Annotated in this window: 13 protein-coding genes; 11 read left to right on the top strand and 2 right to left on the bottom strand. The window is 72.1% G+C overall.

The features are described 5' to 3' along the window. Positions 1-31 precede the first annotated feature (31 nt). The 4 genes from K7C98_RS05945 (at position 32) to K7C98_RS05930 (ending at position 5,258) form a co-directional block, all read left to right on the top strand. Positions 32-1,531, top strand: coding sequence for a Rieske 2Fe-2S domain-containing protein (locus K7C98_RS05945; RefSeq protein ID WP_224190557.1), 1,500 nt, complete (start codon positions 32-34; stop codon positions 1,529-1,531). Between the two features lie 2 nt (positions 1,532-1,533). Next, the gene (locus K7C98_RS05940; protein WP_224190556.1) at positions 1,534-2,355 is read left to right on the top strand and encodes a sterol desaturase family protein; all 822 of its coding nucleotides are present in this window, start codon (positions 1,534-1,536) and stop codon (positions 2,353-2,355) included. Between the two features lie 60 nt (positions 2,356-2,415). Next, on the top strand, positions 2,416-3,561 hold the full coding sequence (locus K7C98_RS05935) for a hypothetical protein (RefSeq protein ID WP_224190555.1): 1,146 nt from the start codon (positions 2,416-2,418) through the stop codon (positions 3,559-3,561). 416 nt (positions 3,562-3,977) lie between these two features. After that, positions 3,978-5,258, top strand: a complete 1,281-nt coding sequence (locus K7C98_RS05930) for an MYXO-CTERM sorting domain-containing protein (protein ID WP_224190554.1) — start codon at positions 3,978-3,980, stop codon at positions 5,256-5,258. Between the two features lie 85 nt (positions 5,259-5,343). On the opposite strand, the gene K7C98_RS05925 is transcribed toward K7C98_RS05930, so the two are convergent. Beyond that, a complete protein-coding gene (locus K7C98_RS05925; RefSeq protein WP_224190553.1) occupies positions 5,344-6,465 on the bottom strand; it encodes a pyridoxal phosphate-dependent aminotransferase in 1,122 nt (373 codons plus the stop codon). Positions 6,466-6,495: 30 nt separating this feature from the next. Continuing rightward, positions 6,496-7,800 carry a histidinol dehydrogenase gene (gene hisD, locus K7C98_RS05920; RefSeq protein WP_224190552.1) on the bottom strand — a complete coding sequence of 435 codons (1,305 nt, stop codon included), beginning with the start codon at positions 7,798-7,800 and terminating at the stop codon, positions 6,496-6,498. Between the two features lie 78 nt (positions 7,801-7,878). On the opposite strand from hisD, the gene K7C98_RS05915 reads away from it, so the two are divergent. The 7 genes from K7C98_RS05915 (at position 7,879) to K7C98_RS05885 (ending at position 20,501) form a co-directional block, all read left to right on the top strand. Then, positions 7,879-9,057 carry a hypothetical protein gene (locus K7C98_RS05915; RefSeq protein ID WP_224190551.1) on the top strand — a complete coding sequence of 393 codons (1,179 nt, stop codon included), beginning with the start codon at positions 7,879-7,881 and terminating at the stop codon, positions 9,055-9,057. A 184-nt stretch (positions 9,058-9,241) separates the two neighbouring features. Further along, positions 9,242-10,399 carry a methionine adenosyltransferase gene (gene metK / locus K7C98_RS05910; RefSeq protein WP_224190550.1) on the top strand — a complete coding sequence of 386 codons (1,158 nt, stop codon included), beginning with the start codon at positions 9,242-9,244 and terminating at the stop codon, positions 10,397-10,399. A gap of 430 nt (positions 10,400-10,829) precedes the next feature. Beyond that, positions 10,830-11,678, top strand: a complete 849-nt coding sequence (locus K7C98_RS05905) for a hypothetical protein (RefSeq protein WP_224190549.1) — start codon at positions 10,830-10,832, stop codon at positions 11,676-11,678. Between the two features lie 307 nt (positions 11,679-11,985). Further along, positions 11,986-12,801 (top strand): dihydrolipoamide acetyltransferase, encoded by an 816-nt coding sequence (locus K7C98_RS05900; RefSeq protein ID WP_224190548.1) that lies wholly within the window; start codon positions 11,986-11,988, stop codon positions 12,799-12,801. Between the two features lie 4 nt (positions 12,802-12,805). After that, positions 12,806-15,319, top strand: a complete 2,514-nt coding sequence (locus K7C98_RS05895; RefSeq protein WP_224190547.1) for a tetratricopeptide repeat protein — start codon at positions 12,806-12,808, stop codon at positions 15,317-15,319. Continuing rightward, positions 15,316-18,783: a tetratricopeptide repeat protein gene (locus K7C98_RS05890; RefSeq protein ID WP_224190546.1), complete on the top strand. Its 3,468-nt coding sequence runs from the start codon at positions 15,316-15,318 to the stop codon at positions 18,781-18,783. The genes K7C98_RS05895 and K7C98_RS05890 overlap by 4 nt, the downstream gene beginning before the upstream one ends. Then, on the top strand, positions 18,780-20,501 hold the full coding sequence (locus tag K7C98_RS05885; RefSeq protein ID WP_224190545.1) for a tetratricopeptide repeat protein: 1,722 nt from the start codon (positions 18,780-18,782) through the stop codon (positions 20,499-20,501). Before K7C98_RS05890 ends, K7C98_RS05885 begins: the two co-directional genes overlap by 4 nt. Positions 20,502-20,524: the final 23 nt, after the last annotated feature.

Here is a 20,524-nt window from a genome sequence, read left to right as displayed (position 1 = left end):
CGCGAGACGCGCGCCGGTACCGTGTGCGGCCGTGGGCGCTCGTTTTCCTTTCCCCTCGTTTCCGCGTGGTTGGTTCGTCATCGGCTTCCCTGAGGATGTAGCCCCCGGGCAGGTCAAGACCTTCCATTACTTCGGCCAGGACATCGTCCTGTTCCGCACCGAGTCTGGCGTGCTGGCCGCGGTCGACAAGGTGTGCCCGCACCTCGGCGCGCACCTCGGCGGCGGCCACGTCAAGGGCGAGTGCCTGCGCTGCCCGTTCCACGACTGGGGCTTCCGCAGCGACGGCGTGGTCGTCGACGTCCCCTACGCGCCGAAGATCCCGCCGAAGGCCGCCGTGCGCACCTGGCACGTGCGCGAGCAGAACGGCGTCATCCTGGCCTGGTACTGCCCCAAAGGACAAGCGCCGACCTACGAGATCCCCGTGCTCGACGAGGACGGCTGGACCGGCAACAAGACCGTGCGCTGGGTCGTGCGCTCGCACCCGCAGGAGGTCGCGGAGAACACCGTCGACTGCTCGCACCTCGGCCCCGTGCACCACGTCGGCCGCACCGACGTGCTCTCGGTCGAGCAGGAGGGCCACTTCATGCGCGTCGTCCTCCACATGGAAGCTTCGGGCGCGCCGATCGACATGCCCGACGAGTTCAACGACGTCCAGCTCGACGTCAAGCTGCACGGCATCGGCCAGATCGTCTCGCAGACCACCGTGCTGACCTCGGAGATGCGCACGCGCCAGCGGATCTACCCGACCCCGATCGACGAGGACACGATCGCCATCTTCGGCGTCAGCAACATCCGGCAGATGCCCGACGAGGGCTACACGCGCGAGATCGAGGACATCTTCTACAAGGCGTTTTTGGCCGACTTCCCCAAGGACTTCCCGATCTGGGAGAACAAGGCCTACCTCGACAAGCCGATGCTCGCCGGCGGCGACGGACCGATCGGTCGCTACCGCCGCTGGTGCCGCCAGTTCTACGACTACCCCGAGGCCGCCGCCCAGCCCGCGGCCGGCCCGGCCCCGGCCGCCCAGCCGATCACCGCGATCGCCAAGCTGAAGGGCTGGCTGCGCGCCCGCTCGCAGGCCCCCGCCGCCAACAGCAACGGCAGCGACGACAACAGCAACAACAACGACGCCGGCCTCGACGCGCACCTCATCGACCTCGGCCCGCGCAAGCCGCGGCCCGTCGCCGCCACCAGCAAGTTCGCCTCGGTCGGCGACTACTTCGACAGCCTCGAGCGGCGCTTCAACCCCTCGGCCGCCGGCGACCTGCAGGCCGTCATCCAGTGGGTGCTCACCGGTGACAAGGCCTGCGCCTACTTCGCCGAGATCAAGGACGGCAGCGTCCAGTCGGTCGCCGGCACCCACCCCGCGCCGACCATCACCATCGAGATGTCGGCCGACGACTACCTCCTCATGATCAACGGCGAGCTCAACGGCGCCCGCGCCTTCTCCACCGGCCGCGGCCGCCTGCGCGGCCCCGTGCGCCTGGCCATGAAGATGCAGCGCCTGTTCCCCCTCGACGCCGCGGTCTGAACATGGACGAGTTCCTGCGCTGGCTCGTCCTCGTCTTCTGGTCGATCGTCGGCGGCCTCGTCATCGTCTGGGGCGTCGCCGGCTACTACCACGTCCGCTACTACGTCCTCCGGCGCCACGAGCCGGAGACCTGGAAGTGCCAGCCGAAGCGCTGGCTGCGGCCCGAGCAGCAGCGCCAGGCGATGCGGCTCACCACCATGAACATGACCCTCGGCGGCTTGCTGTCGGGCACGTTCATCTGGGCGCTCGACCGCGGCCTGCCGACCGGCATCTACTTCGAGTTCGCGGAGCACGGCTGGCTGTCGTTCATCGTCAGCAGCGTCGCGTTCTTCTTCACGGTCGACTACCTGGCCTACTGGGCCCACCGGCTGATGCACCACAAGCTGGTGTTCCGCCAGGTCCACTCGTGGCACCACCGCTACGTCGCCACCACCCCGTTCGTCGTCACGGCGATGCACCCGGTCGAGTTCTTGACGTTCCAGAGCGTCACCTTCGTCCCGATGTTCGTCCTGCCGATCTACTACCTCACGGCGATCACCGTCTTCGTCTACATCCTCGTCTTCAACATCATCGACCACTCGGGCGTGAAGCTGAGCTCGCGCTGGCCGTGGCAGGGCCCGACCACCTTCCACGACGACCACCACGCCCACTTCCACTGCAACTTCGGCCAGTGCCTGCTGTTCTGGGACCGGGTCCACGGCACCCTGCGCCGCAAGAACCGCCGCTACGGCGCCGACGTCTACGGCGGCCGCGGCCTGTCTTCACGACCCTCCGGGTCTGACGGGGGTGGAAACACCGACGACGGCTTCGTCGAGTACAAGTAACCTCGGCCGCGACGACGCGACTCACCTCCGCCAGAATCACGAAGCCACGATCGGCACCACATGCTCGCCCCCTGGGACCTCGCCCCGCACATCCCCTGGCACGTCTTCACCAGCCCCGCCGACCACTGGGCGACCATGCCGTCGTTCCTCCTCGGCGAGTACCTCTTCTACGCCTGCGCCGCCCTGGCCTTCACGCACGCGTGGAAGCAGGGCGCCGAGCGGCGCAAGCACCTCCTCGCGTGGTTCGGCGCGCTGCTGGCCGGCACCGCCAACGACATGATCTTCATGGCCCTGCCGCTGGTCGACAACTTCTGGCAGGCGCAGGGGACGATCATGATCACCCCGCGCCTGCCGCTGTACATCCCCTGCGTCTACGTCTGCTTCATGTACTTCCCGACGGTGTCGGTGTGGCGCCTCGGCCTGCCGCCGCTGGCCCGCGCCGCCCTCACCGGCCTGGCCGGCAGCCTGTTCTACGCCCCCTACGACATCACCGGCGCCAAGTTCCTGTGGTGGACCTGGCACGACAGCGACGCCCCGATCGCCAGCCGCCTGCTCGGCGCCCCGATCGGCAGCACGATGTGGGTCATCACCTTCGTCGCCGCCTTCTCGTGGCTGCTCGGCAAGGCCACCGACCGCGACCCCACCGTCGGCGGCAAGACCCTTTTCAAAGGGCTCGCGCTGGTGTGCGGCCTCAGCACCCTGCTGATGATGCTCCAGCTCAACGTCCTCCAGCAGCTCGACGGCGGCGTCCCCGGCCCGATCGGCCTCGTCACCGTGATCGCCCTGTACGGCCTCCTGATCTGGCGCGGCCGCAAGCAGGCCGCCCCGGCCGAGCCGCGGCGCGCCGACCGGATCCTCCACGCCGCCGCGGTCCTCTACTTCACCACCCTGGCCGTGATCATGGCCACCTTCACGCCCGAGGACCACGTCAGCACGAGCATGCATCAGACCTACGGCCAGTGCCACGTCGAGGCCACCGACATCACCGGCCACACGCGCTGGCTGTACGTCTGCGCCGAGGACTTCGACGAGGACTACTCGTTCGCCTGCACCGAACCGCCGAGCGACGGCGCCGAGTGGTACACCGTCTGCGGCCGCCCGCACACCAGCTACCCGAAGTGGCTCGCCGGCGTGTCCGGCCTCGGCGTCGTCGGCATCGCCCTCTACTCGTTCCTCCTCGGCCCGCTGCGCCGCCGCCGCGATTGATTGCTGTCTAGGAGGACATGTTGTGAGGAACATGTCCTCTTCGACATGTTCCTCGGCACCGCGCACCGGATCATCGATCCCGAAGGACACGGTCTCTTCGCCACGTCTCTCGGGACACTCCCCCTGCTCACTCCTGCCGCCGCCAGGCGCGTCCGAGGCGCTGCCGCCCGCCCCTCCGGCCCCTGAATCTCGGGGCCTCCGTGCGATCCCCCCGCGTCCTCCTCGACCTGCTGCCGCCCGTGCGACCGCTCCCGCGCCGTCCGCCCGGGCGCGGACGAGCTCCGTCGCTCCGCGCGAGCGACCCGCACGATCCCACCTGTCGCACGCTCGCCTCCCGACCGTCCTCGCTCGCGGAACAACGCCGGCGCGGCTACGGTTTCGCCGACATGCCTGACATTCCCGCTCGCTCGCGACTGTTGGCTCTCTCCGTTTTCCTCGCCGCCCCGTGCCTGCCCGGCACCGCCCGCGCCGAGCTACCCGAGCCGGCCGACTTCACCGTCGAGTATTTCGTCACCGACGAGGCCGGCGATCGCGTCCGCACCATGACGGAGAAGGACCACCTGCAGTTCCTGAACCGCGCTCGCTGCCAGTGCGGCCAGCAGGTCGGCATCGACCTCCGGATGGTCAACCCGTCCGAGGACAACGCCCGGCAACTCCGTGGCTTCATCGGCACCCAGTGCGCGGTCGCCGAGACCGCGCTGGCCGGCCAGTTCCGGCGCTGCGGCGAGCTCTTCGCCGAGCTGATCCCCGCCCTCGCCGCGGGCGTCACCGGCGCGTTCCACCCGTTGTTCCTGGCCAGCGGCGTCGACCCGACGAGCCCCAGCCGCGGCATCCACCTTTCCGACACCAGGCTCTCCTCGGCCAGCTGCGACACGCCGATCACGGGCGAGGCCGGCCTGTGGATGTGCTCACCCAGCGAGAACGCGTTCAGCGGCTGCCAGCAGGACGAATTCTTTATCGGCCCCACCGACGCCCTGTCCGGCCTGTCCGGGATCCCGAGGCTCGCGTTCGACTTCCAGCCGCCCCTCGTCCAGGCCACCGACCTGACCGTCGAGCCAGGCAACGGTGCCGTCGAGCTGAGCTGGAACGTCCCGACCTCCGGCGACATCCAGGGCTACCGCGTGCTGTGCGAGGAGGTCGACGGCGGCGCCGCGCCCGGCCTCGACTTCCCCGCGCCTGCGGCCACCGATGCGCCCGACGGCCAGGCCTACTTCACCGCCGGCAACCTGTGCGGCGACCAGCCGTTCTCCACCGTCGACGTCGTCGCACCCGAGGTCACCGACCCGAACACCTGCGGCAACGGCGTGGTCGAGGCCGGCGAGGCCTGCGACGACGGCCTCGACAACGCCGACGACGGCCTGTGCGACCGCAGTTGCAACCTCCGCGTCAGCCCGAGCCTGCACGCCCTCGACTGGGCCCACGTCTGCAGCGACCACATCCCGTTCTCCGCCACCTCCGTCGTCATCGACGGCCTCGACAACGGCAAGACCTACAACTTTGTCCTCGTCCCCCACGACCTCGTCGGCAACCCGCGCGCCCACGCCCACGTCGTCACCGCCACCCCCGACGAGAGCCTCCCGGACCTGCTGCCCTCGGAAGCCGAGGGCTGCGCCTGCACGTCCAGCGCCGAAGGCCATGGCCTCTTCGTCATGTCCCTCGGGACACTCGCCCTGCTCGCGCTCCGCCGCCGCCGCTGAGCGCCGGCGGCCCGCATGTCACAAAGGACATGCCGAAGAGGACATGCCCTGCAGGACATGCCCTCTTCGCCATGTCCTCCGCGCATCAGGTCGCCGGCTTCGCCGCGGGGAAGCCCGGCACGACCTCGGCGAGCGCCTTGGCCAGGAGGTCGAGCTCCGCGTTGGTGCCGACGCCGACGCGCAGGCAGCCGGCCAGCCGCGGCAGCGCCGAGGCGTCCTTGACCAGGATCCCGCGCTGCGCCAGCGCCTCGGCCACGCGCGTCGCCTCGCCGGCCGGGTCGAGGCGGACGACCACGAAGTTGGCCGCGGCCGGGAACACCTTGGCCCTGGGGATCTGCCCGAGGATCCCGACCAGCTTCTGCCGCGCCGCCATGCTGCGGTTCAGCAGCGTCTTCTGCACGTTCTCGAACTTGGTCAGCACCAGCTCGGCGATCGCCTGGCTGGTGGCCGACACGTTGTACGGGTTGCGGACCACGTTGAGCGGCCGCCGCAGCGCCGGCGGGGCCACGCAGTAGCCGACCCGCAGCGCCGCCAGCCCGATCTTCGACAGCGTCGACATGTAGACCACGTTGTCGGGCAGCCCCGCGCGCCACAGCGACGACCCCGGCGAGTACGAGATGTACGCCTCGTCGAGCACGAACACCGTCCCCGGGTGGCGCGCGATCAGCCGCTCGATCACCGCCGCGTCCCACAGGCTGCTGGTCGGGTTGTTCGGCCGGGCCAGGAAGCACAGCGCCGCCCCCGTGGCCACGTCGAGCGCCTCGTGCATCAGCGTCTCGTCGAGCTCGAGCTCCTCGGTGAGCGGCACCTCGAGCACGCCGATCCCGCGGCAGCGCGCCGCGTGCCCGTACATGTGGAACGTCGGCGTCGGCACGACGAGGAAGCTCGGCTCGCTCGGGCGCCCGCCGAGCGCGGTGAGCAGGAAGCCGATGATCTCGTCGCTGCCGCAGCCGATCACCACCGCGTCGGGCTCGACCCCGTGGCGCTGGGCCAGCAGCGCCCGCAGCTTGCGCCCCGACGTGTCGGGGTAGCGGGCCAGCTCGACCTGCGCCACGCGCTTGCCGATCTCCTGCATCACTTCCATGGGCCACGGCTCGGCCAGCTCGTTCGCGGCCAGGCGCGCCTTCACCGGTACCGGCTCGATGTCGTACACGTCGAGTCCCGCTAGCGCGGGCCGCAGGTGGCGGGTCCACTCAGATGTCGTCATGAACATGTCCTCCGCGTCATGTCGTAAGAGCTATGTCGTTTCGCGCAGGCGCAGCTCGGCCGCGCGCGCGTGGCCCTCGAGGCCCTCCGCGCGGGCCAGGCGAGCGATCGCCGGTCCCTGAGCCGCCAGCGCGGCGCGGCCGAGCCGCAGCACGCTGGTGTGCTTGACGAAGTCCCACACCCCGAGCGGCGAGGCGAAGCGGGCCGCGCCGGCCGTCGGCAGCACGTGGCTCGGGCCGGCCGTGTAGTCGCCGGCGGCCTCGGGCGTGAACGGCCCGACGAAGATCGCCCCCGCGGTCGTCACCTCGCGCGCGACCGCCTCGGCGTCCGCCAGCAGCAGCTCGACGTGCTCGGGCGCGTAGGCGTTGACCGCCGCGACCATCGCCGCGACGTCGTCGACCAGCACCGCCGCCCCGTGCTCGCGCAGCGCCTGCGAGGCGATCTCCGCCCGCGGCAGATCGCCCAGCTGGCGGGCCAGCGCGGCGCTCACCCGAGGCACCAGCGCCTCGCTGTCGGTGATCAGGATCGCGCACGCGAGCACGTCGTGCTCGGCCTGGGCGATCAGATCGGCGGCCACCAGCTCCGGGTCGGCGGCCGCGTCGGCGACCACCACGATCTCGCTCGGCCCGGCGATCCCGTCGATCGCACACAGGCCGAACACCTGGCGCTTGGCCGCGGTGACGTAGGCGTTGCCCGGGCCGACGATCTTGTCGACCCGCGGCACCGTCGCCGTACCGAGCGCGAGCGCGGCGATCGCCTGGGCCCCGCCGATCTGCAGCACCCGGTCGACGCCGGCGATCTCGGCCGCCAGCAGGACCACGTCGGGCGCGCGCGGCGTCACCAGGATCACCTCCGGCACGCCCGCGACCTTGGCCGGGATCCCGGCCATCAGCACCGACGACGGATAGGCCGCGGTGCCGCCGGGGGCGTACACCGCGACCCGCCGCAGCGGCGCGACGCGGCTGTACAAAGAGACATCTTCGATCTCGAGCCCGCTGTCGCCGCGGACCTGCGTCTCGTGGAACACGCGGATCCCGTGGGCCGCGGTGGTCAGGGCGGCCCGCAGATCGGGCGACACGCGCGCGCACGCCTCGGCCCGCGCCTCGCGGGAGATCTCGAACTGCTCGGGCGTCAGCGTGCGCTGCTCGAAGCGGCTCGTCAGCTCGCAGACCGCAGCGTCACCGCGCGCCCGCACCTCGGCGATGATTGCGCGCGCGGCCGTGTCGGCCTCGCCCTCGAGTCCGGCCGCGCGGGAGCAAAGGCTCTGCCAGGTCGCCTGGTCCTCGGCCCTACCCCCACCGCGGAGGTCGAGCGTGCGAAAGCCGAGGTCTCGCATGGCTCGCAAGGTACAGCGCTCACGCCCCTGAAGGAAGTGAAACTCGCCCGGATCTTGGTTATCCTGCCTGCTGCGCAGATGTCGCCCGCCGCGCTCCGCATCGCTCGCGCCCTCGCGCCTCGCCGCGCCGTCCGTCCGCGCCGGGCGGCGTTCGTCCGTCCGCGCTGTGCGACGTTCGTCCGGCTCGTCGTCGCGCTCGCGCTCGCGCCCCTCGGCTGCACCCGACCGGGCGCGGAGACGACCGAGGACGGCGACACCGGCGACGGCAGCACCTCCGGCGTGTGGGCCGAGGCGCCCGCCCCCGCCGACGCTTGCGACAACGCGCTGCTCGTGACTCAGGGCCGCTACTTCGGCGGCCTGCGCGAGCTCTCGGCCGAGTCGCCGATCGGCGGCGTGTGCGGCGGCGGCGGTCCGGACGGCTTCCTGCGCGTCCAGGTCCCGGTGCGCGCCGACCTGCGGGTCGCGGCGCGCGGCGTCGGCTTCGCCCCGCACCTCTCGCTCGCGCCCGACGACTGCCTCGGCGGCCGCGAGATCGCCTGCGTCGCTGGCGCGCCGCTCGAGCTGCGCGACCTCGCCGGCGGCACCGTCCTGCGCCTCGCCGTCGGCATCGACGAGGCTGTCTTTTCGGACCTGAAACAAAAGCCAGCCCCCGACGATGGCCCCGACCCGCTGAGCTTCGAGCTCGACATCGGCCTCACGCGCGTGCTCGAGGCCGGCGAGGTGTGCGAGCCGGCCTCGCGCGGGCGCTGCGTCGCCGGCACGATGTGCCTGGCGAGCAAGCCCGGCGACGCGCCCGAGTGCACCACCTTGCCGGCCGACACCTGCAGCACCGCCATGCGCACGCCCGTGGTGCTCGACGACGCCGGCGAGGGCGCGCTGGTCGTCGACCCGGCCGCGCCGCAGACCGACGCCCACGCCCACGGCTGCGGCGGCGACGGCCTGCGCGAGCGAGTCCTGCGCCTGGGGCTGCCCGCGACCCCGCCCGGCCGGGCGCTCGAGATCACCGTCAGTCGCGCGGACGTCGGCCTCGCGGTGCGCACCCCGACCTGCCTCGCGGCCGACGAACTCGCCTGCGCGGCCGGCACCGGTGGTCCGGCGCGCGTCGTGCTCGGCCGCCTCGCGACCATGCGCGCCGCCGGCATCGAGCCGTACCTGTTCATCGAGCTGCCCGCGGACAGCGAGCACGACCCGACCTTCACCCTCGACCTGCGCCTCGTGCCCGAGCCTTCGCCCTGGGGCATGCCCGGCGCACCGTGACGCCCTCGCCGGCCCGTGTGAGGTTTTCGCCGCGGCATGTGGCGCGCACGTCACGTGTCCGCGTGAGATCGCCGCAGATGGCCCGTAAAACGCTTGCCCTGCGCAAAAGGCGCGCATATGCTCGCGCCGCGCCCGCGGGTGCCAATCCTTACGTCAACCGCCGTACACGCCACCGAGAGTCCCCATGGCAAGCCGACTGTTCACCAGTGAGTCCGTCACCGAAGGTCACCCCGACAAGATGTGCGACAAGATCAGCGACTCGATCTTGGACGCGATCCTCGCCCAGGACCCCCGCGCGCGCGTCGCTTGCGAGTCGCTGGTCAAGACGGGCTACGTGAACGTCGCCGGCGAGATCACCACCAGCACCTACGTCGACATCCCGCGGATCGTCCGCGCCACCGTCCGCACGATCGGCTACACGAGCTCGGACATGGGCTTCGACGCCGACAGCTGCGGCGTGCTCGTCGCCATCGAGGGCCAGAGCCCCGACATCGCCATGGGCGTCGACGAGGGCAGCGAGAAGGAGCAGGGCGCCGGCGACCAGGGCATGATGTTCGGCTACGCCTGCACCGAGACCGACGAGCTGATGCCGCTGCCGATCAGCCTCGCGCACAGGCTGACCCGCCAGCTCACCGACGCCCGTCGCGCCGACAAGAGCAGCTTCCTGCGCCCCGACGGCAAGAGCCAGGTCACCGTCGAGTACGACGGCGGCCGCCCCGTCCGCGTCGACACCATCGTCATCAGCACCCAGCACAGCGCCGACGTCTCGCAGGCCAACCTGCGCGAGTACGTCATGGAGAACGTGATCAAGAAGGTCGTCCCGACCAACCTTCTCGACGCGAAGACCAAGTTCCACATCAACCCGACCGGCCGCTTCGTCGTCGGCGGGCCGATGGGCGACAGCGGCCTCACCGGCCGCAAGATCATCGTCGACACCTACGGCGGCATGGGCCGCCACGGCGGCGGCGCCTTCTCGGGCAAGGACCCGTCGAAGGTCGACCGCAGCGCCGCCTACTACGCCCGCTACATCGCCAAGAACCTGGTCGCCTCGCGCCTGTGCAGCCGCGCCGAGATCCAGCTGGCCTACGCGATCGGCGTCGCCCGCCCGGTCAGCATCGCCGTCGACACCTTCGGCACCGGCAAGCTCGCCGACGAGAAGCTGGCCCAGATCGTCGAGGCCCACTTCGACGCCCGCCCCGCCCAGCTGATCAAGGAGCTCGACCTCCTGCGCCCGATCTACGCCCAGACCGCCGCCTACGGCCACTTCGGCCGCAGCGAGCCCGAATTCACCTGGGAGCGCACCGACCGCGCCGAGGCCCTCGCGGCCGCCGCCGCCCACTGAGCCCGGCTCCCCCGGCTCCTCGCCGCCCTCGCGCGACCCCGGCCCCGTGCCGCGGTCGCGCGCTGTCTTTCTGGGCATGTCTTTTTAAACATGCCCGTCAGGGCATGCCCTATCGGCCATGCTTTCAAAAACATGCCCGAAAAGCTATCCAGATTGGTCGAACCCGACGCTCGCCCGCGAGCGCGGCACCGACCCACACCGGGCTCCGGAGCCCGAAGCACGCACCCCGACGCGCCGAAGCGGCAGCGCTGACCCGCGGCCCCGTGCCCCCGGGCGGCGAAATCCCGCCGCGACCCGTCCGGCAGGCTCCGACCGACACGCGCGAGCTCGCTCCGACTTCTAATTAAACATGTCCTGAAGGACACATCACTGTCACTGTCGCGCCCGCGCCCCGCCGCGCCCTCGCCCGCTGCGCTGGTATCGTCGCCCCATGCGCCCGACGCTCGTCGCCGTCCTCCTGGCACTCGCTTGCGCCTGCGATCGCTCCGCACCGGCCCCCGCCGCAGCCCCGCCGTCCACGCCCCCCGCCGCACCGGCACCGCCCCCCGCCGACGTCGCAGAGCCCGCACCACCTGCCGCGAAGGACTGGTGGTGCGCCTGCTTCGACCGCTACGACGCCAGCCGTGCGACCCACACCGTCTGCCTGCCGACGCGCTCCGCCTGCGAGGCGCGCGAGCTGCAGCTCGCCGCCGCCACCGCCAACGATCATTTGACGCACGGCTGCCGCCTCGTCAGCGCCGCCCACCCCGGCGATCGGCTCGGCGCGCGCGACGAGTGGAAGGCCGGGAGCGCGCCCGACAGCTGGGAGGACGCGAAGGCCTGCCGCCTCGACGGCCCCCCGACCCCGCCGATCAACCCCGCGGCCGCTGACTACGCGCTGACCGAGACCCTCGGCAAATTCCGCCTCGGCCTGACCGCCGACGAGGTCGCCCTCATCGCCACGCCGCAGCGCAAGAGCAAGTCGCGCAAGAACATCTTCGACGAGTACGAGCAGAAGTGGGACTTCCCCGCGCTCGGCGTGCAGCTGACGATGGCCGCCCCCGCCCGCAAGCCGCAGATCCTCCGCGGCATCGAGGTCAAGGCGCCGGGCGACTCCGCCACCGCGCGGGGGATCCGTCCTGGCTCCACGCGGGCCGAGCTCGAGGCGGCCTACGGCGGGCTGTTCCACATCGACTCGAGCGACGACCACAAGATCGTCACCACCGGCGACCACGGCCTCGCCTTCTTCTTGAAGGACGACAAGGTCACCACCATCTGGCTCGGCGCCATGACCGAGTGAACGCCGCCGCGCCTCGAGCTCCGTGACCAACTCGTCGCCGACGGCCTCAACGCCGCTCGAGCACCACCTGGCTCGGCGAATTTCGCCAGTACGGCTCGTACTTCTCGACCATCGCTCCAGCTCCACCAGGACCGCCGCGAACTGGCCACTTACTTCATGAGTCGCACGAGCGACTCGTCGTCCCCAGCAAGATCTCGGGCGCGTTCGCCGCTGGTTCGATCCCGCCCTCCACGTGCCCACGCTCCCGGAGCCCCGCGAATTGTCTCCCGACTGGCTCAGAATTACGCGCCTTGGTAGCCTACTTCCGATGGTCGCCTCGCCGTCGCGTCGGCTCTCCTCTGCTGTCTTCGTCCTCGCCCTCGCCGGGGCGGGGACGTGGGCCCACGCCGCTCCCGCCCCGAAGAAGGCCAAGGAGCCGGCGCCTGCGACGAGTTCCGCGGCCCCGGCCGCGGCGCCTGCGTCTGCCGATCCGGCGCCGGCCCAGCCGACGACGCAGACCACCACCCCGAGCAAAAGCGAGGGCGGGCTGCTCGGCGAAGATCCAGCCGCCGGCGCGCGCACCTCGGACCTCTACGGCGACCGCCTCGACGGCATCGAGGCCGAGGTCAACAGCCTCAAGGACAAGATCTTCCGCAGCAAGGCGCGCCTGGCCGTCCTGCGCGACACGGTGATGGCGGGCGTCGCCGCCGGCGGGCGCGTCGTCCTGGCCCACCGCAACCTCATGGGCGTCGGCTTCCGCCTGGTGCGGATCGTCTACACCCTCGACGGCGCGCAGATCTTCGCCCGCAGCGACGACTCGGGCGGCCTCGACGCCGAGGACGAGATCCTCGTGTTCGACGGCACCCTGCCGCCCGGCCCGCACGAGGCCCGCGTCGAGCTCACCTACCAGGGCCAGGGCTACGGCGTCTTCACGTACCTGCGCGGCTACACCTTCAAGTCGCCGCAGACCCATAGCTTCAACGTCACCGAGGGCGGCAGCTTCAAGCTGGTCAGCAAGGGCTACGAGCGCGGCAACCTCACCACCGAGATGAAGGACCGCCCCGCCGTCGAGTTCCAGGTCGTCGGCCAGGACGGCGCCGCCGCTGCCAAGGCCGAGCCTGCCGCCGCGCCCGCGGGCAAGTGACCCCATGCCGCGCGCCTTCGCCCGCCTGGCCCTGGCCGCCGCCCTGCTCGCCCCCGCGGCGGCCTCGGCTGCGTCCTGGGACATGCCCATGCGGGCAGGTCTCTTCGCACCTGTCCCCGGTGGCATGTCCCTCCAGCCATCTGTGGCCGGCCTGCTCGCGCCTGCCCCTCCGGCCATGTCCCTGCGGGCCCCGGCGGCCCTGATCGAGCCTGTCCTTCCCGCCATGTCCCTGCGGACCCCCGTGTACGCCGCGGCCGACCCGGCCCCCGGCGGCGACGCGGCCCGCCTGCTCGCCGACGCGGAGGACGCGATCAAGGCCGCGGAGCAGGTCGCCGCCGCCCTCCCGGCCCCGAGCGCCGCCGAGCTGGCCGAGCGCCTGGTCGCCGGCCAGGTCCAGCTCGAGGGCGGCGACGCCGAGGGCGCCGCGATCGTCTTCCTCGACCTGCTCGAGAACGCCGGCGGCACGCCCGCGGCCGTGCAGGCCCGCTACTACCTCGGCGAGGCGCTGCTGCTGCTGCGCATGCGCCGGTGGGCCAGCGAGTGCTTCTCGCTGACCCTGGCCGACGCCAGCCCCGAGGGCCGCCGCCTCCACCAGCGCAGCGTCGCCCGCCTGCTCGAGCTGGCCGCGCCCGCGCGCGCCCGCGGCCACGCGCGCAAGCAGGGCCTGTCGGTCATGCCCGAGCTGCGCGCGCGCATGCAGGCCGTCGGCCTCGACGGCGACCGCGGCCCCGGCAGCGAGCTCAGCGCGCTCGACATCACCCGCCTGCGCGGCTGGGTCGCCGCCGTCCCGCCCGAGCAGCGGATCGCCGAGCTGCGCTACGCCTGGGGCCGCTTTTTGTTCCTGTCCAGGGACTACGACGCCGCGCTCGCCGAGCTCGACGGCCTCGCCCCCGCCGACCTGCCTCTCGGGACATCCGGCCCGGCGTGGCGCACCCTGCTGCGCGCCACCTACGTCGCCGGCGCCGCCGCGGCCGCGCTCGGCCGCCCCGACGACGCCATCGTCCGCTTCGACCGCATCGTCGCCACCCGCAGCCTGCCCGGCCCCGCGGAGCAGGAGATCCGCGAGCTGGCGTGGATGGCCCGCGCGCGGATCTTCCACGACCGCGGCGACTACGACGGCGCCCTGCTGTCGTACCGCTCGATCGGCCGCGCCTCGCCGCTGTACCAGTCGGCGCTGTACGAGATCGCCTGGACCCTGCTCCGCGCCGACCGCCACGAGGCCGCCCTCGCCGCCCTCGACCAGCTGCTGCGCGAGACCCCCGACAGCCCGGCCGCCGCCGAGGCCAAGTCGCTGCGCGGCAAGCTGCAGATCCGCCGCCGCAACTGGAAGGCGGCCGAGGACGAGTTCGCCGCCCTGCGCCGCCACTTCGACGACCAGTACAAGGCCGTCGCCCCGGCCCTGGCCGTCGGCAGCGACGCCCTCGACTACGTCGGCGCCGTCATCCGCTCCGACCCGCGTCACTTCGCCCTCGACAGCCTCGTCCCCCGCGCCGCCATCCCGCTGGCCCGCAACCTGCCGCGCGCCGTGCAGGCCGAGCGCCTGGCCCGAGAGACAGGTGAGACCGAGCACCTGCTGCGCGAGACCCTGGCCCTGCTCGAGCGCATGGAGCTGGCCGCCGCCTCGTCCGAGCGCGCGCTGCTGTTCACCGACCTCGGCGCCCACTGGCAGGCGCTCGACCGCGCCGCCCGCGACCTCGGCGAGGCCGGCGAGGCCCTGCTGAGCGCCGCCGGCCGCCGCCCGAACAGCGCCGTCGTCGACATGCGCCGCACCGTCGACACCCTGTTCGAGCGCCCGTCCAAGCACCTGCGCCGCGTCTCCGACCTCGGCGAACCGCTCGCGCAGGCCCGCGCCGAGGCCGGGGCCGTGCGCGCGCGCCTCTACGGCCTCGAGTACGCGCACCGGGAGTCGTCGCGGCGCGGCTCGCCCGACCCGTTCTTCCAGGAGGGCGCCGCCCTGCGCAGCGAGCTCGGCGCGCTCGAGGACAGCCTCGCCGACGCCCACCGCGGCCTGCAGGTCGCGCGCGCGACCCTCCGCTTCACCGACCCGCTCCCGGCCACCCGGCGCGAGGCGATCGCCGCCTACAACGCCCTCGTCGGCCAGAGCTGGCCCGGCGGCGGCGGCGACGAGCTCCGCGGCCAGTGGCAACGCCGCCAGCGCCTGCTCGTCCGCCTCGACGCCGGCCGCAAGCGCCTCGCCGCCGCCGCCCAGGCCCGCCTCGCCCGCGCCCTCGACGTCCTCCGCGAGGAGCGCGACAACCTCACCCGCTACCGCGACGAGCTCGAGGCCCTGCGCCCGCGCGCCGACGTCACCGCCGCCGAGGCCGTCCACGCCGGCATCCGCGACGTCGCCGCCGACCTCCGCTACTGGACGATCCGCGCCGACGTCGGCCTGCTCGACGTCGCCTGGGCCACCAAGGAGGCCGAGCTCGAGCTGGCCCGCGACCTCGAGCGCACCCGCGACCGCAGCGTCAAGAACATCGACCGCGCCGTCACCGAGGCGCTGGAGGACAGCGAGTGAAGCGCCTGTCCTCTCGGTCATGGCTGCTCATACCTGTCGCATGGGCCATATCTCTTGCGGCAGCCTCCACCGCGGCCGCCCTGCCGCGCGGCGAGCTGCCGGCGCCCTCGGGCTGGCAGGGCATCCTCGGCGAGCCCGGCTCGGGCGTCGCCCGCGAGCCGAGCGGCGCGGTCGACCGGCGAGCGCTGTCGGTCCCGCCGGCGCGCCTGCCGAAGACCCCCGAGGACGACAAGGCGCTCGCCGACCTCGAGCAAATTTTCGCCCGCTACCGCCGCGCCGCCACCATCGCCGCCGACACGCTCGCGATCGTCACCGTGATCGAGGCCGAGCGCGGCCGCGGCAAGCTGCAGAAGCAGCTCGACGGCCAGATCGCCGCCCACAAGGCCAAGGCGCTGCAGCTGCGCGAGGCCGCGATCGCCCGCTACGACGGCTTCCTCAAGCAGAACCCGACCGACCCGAGCTGGACCCCGGAGATCCTGTTCCGCCTGGCCGAGCTCCACTTCGAGGCCGACAACGAGCGCTTCGCCCGCGCCGAGGCCGACTACGAGAAAGCCCTGCTCGAGTTCGAGGACCGCAAGGACAAAAAGAAGACCGACGTCCCGCCCGAGCCGCCGAAGGTCGACTACTCGAAGAGCGTCGCCCTCCTCTACGACCTCACCGCCCGCTTCCCCGGCTACGTCCACGCCGACGCCGCGCTGTACCTGATGGCGATCCTGCGCTTCGAGGAGGAGCGCTTCGACGAGAGCCGGCAGACCATGCTCGCGCTGGTGTGCGCCGACCGCTACGGCGTCCCCGGCCCCGACGGCAGCGGCGTCGTCCCGGCCAAGAACTTCCGCGCCGGCGACTACAGCGGCTGTAACCCGCGCAAGCCCGGCAGCAAGTACGTCGCCGAGACCTGGCTGCGGATCGGCGAGATCCACTACGACCTCGACGAGATGCGCCCCGCGCTCGAGGCCTACACCGAGGCCGCGCGCGACACCCAGGGCCCGTACTTCGACGAGGCCACCATCCGGATCGCCTGGACCCTCTACCTCCAGCGCGACTTCCCCGGCGCGGCCGCCCGCCTCGACGAGTACGTGCGCCTGGCCGAGAGCATGAAGGCCGCCGGCGACGACTCGGCCATGGCGCTGCGCGACGACGCCATCCGCTACATCGCCAAGTGTTACATCGAGGACGACTGGGACCTCGACGGCAACCCCGACCCCGCGATCGGCTTCGCCCGCCTCGAGCGCGACTACAAGGGCCGCGGCGGCGAGAAGCACGTCCCCGAGATCTACGCCGCGCTCGGCGACCTCTACGCGTTCCAGACCGACTTCAAGCTCGCCATCAAGATCTGGGACAGCGCCCTCGCCCGCTGGCCGACCGCCGCCGCCGCGCCGCTGCTGCAGAAGAAGATCCTCGACGCCCAGGTCGCCCTCGGCGACAAGAGCGGCGCCCGCGTCGCCCGCGACGCCCTCGCCAACAACTACCTGCGCGGCACCCCGTGGTTCTACGCCAACGAGGCCGACACCGAGGCGATCGACGCCGCGATGAAGCTCGTCGAGGAGGCGCTGGTCGCCAGCGCGGTCGAGCGCCACGCCTACGCCCAGAGCCTGCGCGCCGCCGGCGACCCGCGGGCCGAGGAGGAGTACAAGAAGGCCGCCGCCGCCTACGCCGCCTACCTGCAGCGCTACCCCGACACGCCGTCGTCGTACCAGTACCGCTACGACTACGCCGAGAGCCTCTACTACTCCGGGCAGTACCTCGAGGCCGCGCGCGAGTACATCGCCGTGCGCGACAGCAACACCTCGGCCAGCCGCCAGGTCGACGCCGCCGAGGGCGTGGTGTTCTCGCTCGAGGACTACGTCGAGGGCGAGCAGAAGGCCGGCAAGCTGACGCTGCCGGACATGCCGAAGCAGGACCAGGTCAAGCCGCCCTTCGGCCCCAAGCCGGTCCCCGAGGCCCTGGTCGCGCTGCAGGCCGCCTACGACAAGCTGGTCGCCATCAGGCCCGACGCCAAGGCCGCCGGCAGCCTGGCCTTCAAGTCAGGCGCGATCAGCCAGCGCTACATGCACTGGGACGAGGCAGAGGCCCGCTTCACCCGCGTCATCGACGACTACTGCGGCGAGAACGTCGCCATCAACGCCGGCTTCTCGATCATCGACGGCAAGGTCATCCGCGGCGACCTCAAGGCCGCGCAGGAGTGGACCGAGAAGCTGCTGCAGAAGGGCTGCGGCGACGCCGAGCAGAGCGAGAAGTTCGCCGGCGACCTCAAGACCCTCGGCAACGCGGTCCGCTTCCAGGAGGCCAACCAGCTGTTCGAGGCCGGCGAGTTCGAGGCCGCCGCCGACCGCTACACCGCGCTCGTCGACCAGGCCCCGAAGGACCCCAACGCCGACCGCGCGCTCAACAACGCCGCCGTCGCCTACGAGAAGATCGGCCGCTTCGGCAGCGCCTCCAAGACCTACGAGCGCATCTACAAGCAGTACCCCGACAGCGAGTTCGCCGACGACGCCCTGCTGCGCTCCGGCCTCAACCACGTCCGCTTCTTCGAGTTCGACGACGCCGTCGCCAGCTACCTCGTGCTGGCCCAGGACGAGCGCTACAAGGACAGCGAGCACCGCCTGCTCGCGCTCAAGAACGCCGCCGACCTGCTCGACAACCTCCAGCAGTACAGGAAGTCGTCCGACCTGTTCGCCCGCTACGCGGCCAAGACCACCGACCCCAAGGAGGCCGCCGACGCCAGCTTCCGCGCCGCCGCGGTGCTCGGCAAGACCGACGACCACAAGGCCGCCGAGACCGCCTTCGCCGGCTTCCTCGCCAAGTTCGGCGCCGACCCGACGCAGGCCGCCAAGTCGGTCGAGGCGCACCTGCGGATCGGCGAGGCGCGGGCGGCCCGCGGCGACCGCAAGGGCGCCGAGGTCGCCTACCGCGAGTGCGTCGCGCTCTACACCGCGCGCGGCCTGCAGGCCGCCTCCGACGCCGCCGACTTCCCGTCCGAGGCCCAGTTCCTGCTCTCGGAGTACAGCCTCGCCGACCTGCTCGATTTCAAGCTCACCGGCACCGGCAAGAAGTTCGCCGACAGCGCCAAGGTCCTGTTCGACAAGGTCGTCGCCGCCAGCAAGTCCTACGACTCCGTGTTTCCGTACCGCCGGATCGAGTGGGTGCTGGCGGCGATGTTCCGCCGCGGCTACGCCTTCGAGGTGACCGCCATCAAGATCCGCGAGGCCCCGGTCCCGCGCGAGCTCAAGGAGTACAGCGAGCCCTGGTTCGCCTACAAGGACATCGTCGAGACCGAGGCGGCCAAGTTCGAGGTCAAGGCGATCCAGCTGTACGAGGAGACGATCAAGCGCGGCAAGGAGTACGGCGTCGCCAGCGAGTGGACCAAGAAAGCCCTCGAGCGCATGAACATCTACAAGCCCGACCAGTACCCGCTGCTGCACGACGCCAGCGTCGACCTGCAGGTGGAGGACCGGCGCCGATGACCGTGCTTCGGGACATGTCTCTTCGCACCTGTCTCTGGGGTCTTGTCATTGTCCTCGCCTGCGACAAGCCGGCCGAGCAGACGAAGTCGCCCGAGCAGACCGCCGCGGCCGAGCCCGACGCGGCGGCGCAGCCCGAGGCCGTCGCGGCCGCGAAGGAGGGCGCCGGCGACAAGCCGCCGGCCAAGAAGAACCGCGACCGCGACCCCGAGGAGGAGCGGCGCAAGCTGGCGGCCTCGCACCAGCAGAGCCAGATGGCCCAGCAGGCGCTGCGCCAGGGCGACATCGGCCGCGCGCTCGACCTCTCGCGCGAGGCGCTGCGGATCCACGAGCAGAACGTCGAGGCGATGCTCGTCATGGCCGAGGCCTTCTACAAGCAGGGCAAGCACGAGCTGACCCAGACCGTCACCAGCTCGGCGCTCGCCGTCGACGCCAAGGTCATCACCCCCGAGGAGACCTCGCGCGCCTACAACCTCAAGGGCTTCGCCTACCTCGCCGCCGACAAGCCGACGCTCGCCACCCAGTCGTTCCGCAAGGCCGCCGAGTCCGACGCCGGCAACGCCACCGCGTGGAACAACCTCGGCGCGCAGTACCTCCGCACCGGCAACTTCAAGACCGCCAGCGAGTGCTTCGTCTACGCGCTCAAGCTCGACCCCAACTTCTTCAAGGCGCACCTCAACCACGGCAGCTCCCTGCGGGCCCTCGGCGACGTGGTCGGGGCCGAGAAGGCCTACCAGACCGCGCTCCGCCTGCGCGCCGACTACCCCGACGCCCACTTCGACCTCGGCGTCCTCTACCTCGACGCGACCGAGTTCCCCGGCCTCGACGTCACGACCCGCCTGCAGCGCGCGCTGATCCACCTCGGCAAGTACCGCGACCTCGCCCTCGCCACCGGCGGCGGCGCGGCCAAGGGAGATCGCTTCACCGACATGAAGCGCGAGACCGGCGCCAATAAACCGCGTTCGACCCCGGGCAAGGAGTCCGTCACCGTCGCCCAGGCAGATCTCTACATCGACCTGGCCAAGAAGGGCCTCGAGCGCGAGAAGCGGCGCCTCGAGCGCGAGGGCAAGGCTCCACCTGCCTCGAAGGACAGCCCCGGCCCGACCGCGACGGCACCTGGCCCCAAGGACAGCTCGCCGACCGGGGCCGGCACCGGCACGAGCCCCGGCGCACCTGGCCCCAAGGACAGCTCGCCGACCAGGCCGGGCGAGTCCGCTGCACCCGCCGGCGCGGCGGCCAAGCCCGGCGCTGCGACACCCGCCGGCTCGCCGCCCGCCGCCGCCAAGCCCGGCGCTGCGACGCCCGCCGGCTCGCCACCCGCCGCGACGGGCCCAAATCCCGGCGGATCGGCCGGTCCTCTGCCCGCCGCCAAGCCCGGCGCCTCGCCCCCCGCCGCCACGCCCGGCGCTGGTTCTCCGCCCGCGGCCGCCAAGCCAGGCGCGACCGCTCCGACCTCGCCGCCCGCCGCCGCCCAGCCGGGTGCATCGCCCCCCACCTCGACGCCACCTCCGGCCTCGACCCCGCCCGCTGTCGCCAAGCCCGGCGCCTCCACTCCCCCGGCCGCCGGCGCCCCGCCGCCCGCCGCCAAGCCCGGGGCAGCCGCTCCTCCGCCCGCCACGACCCCGCCCTCGGCGCAGAAACCGGGTCAGAAGCCCTCTGCCTCCGCAGGTGCAGCTTCGCCCCCTCAGAAGCCCGGCGGTGGGGGCGCGAGCGCGCCATGAAAAAATCGGCGGGAGCGATCTCC

The organism is Nannocystis pusilla (assembly GCF_020073745.1).
In the GTDB taxonomy this organism is placed as follows: Bacteria; Myxococcota_A; Polyangia; order Nannocystales; family Nannocystaceae; genus Nannocystis; species Nannocystis radixulma.
The sequence above is the reverse complement of the archived record's forward strand: the minus strand, read 5'-3'. Positions and strand labels throughout refer to the sequence as shown.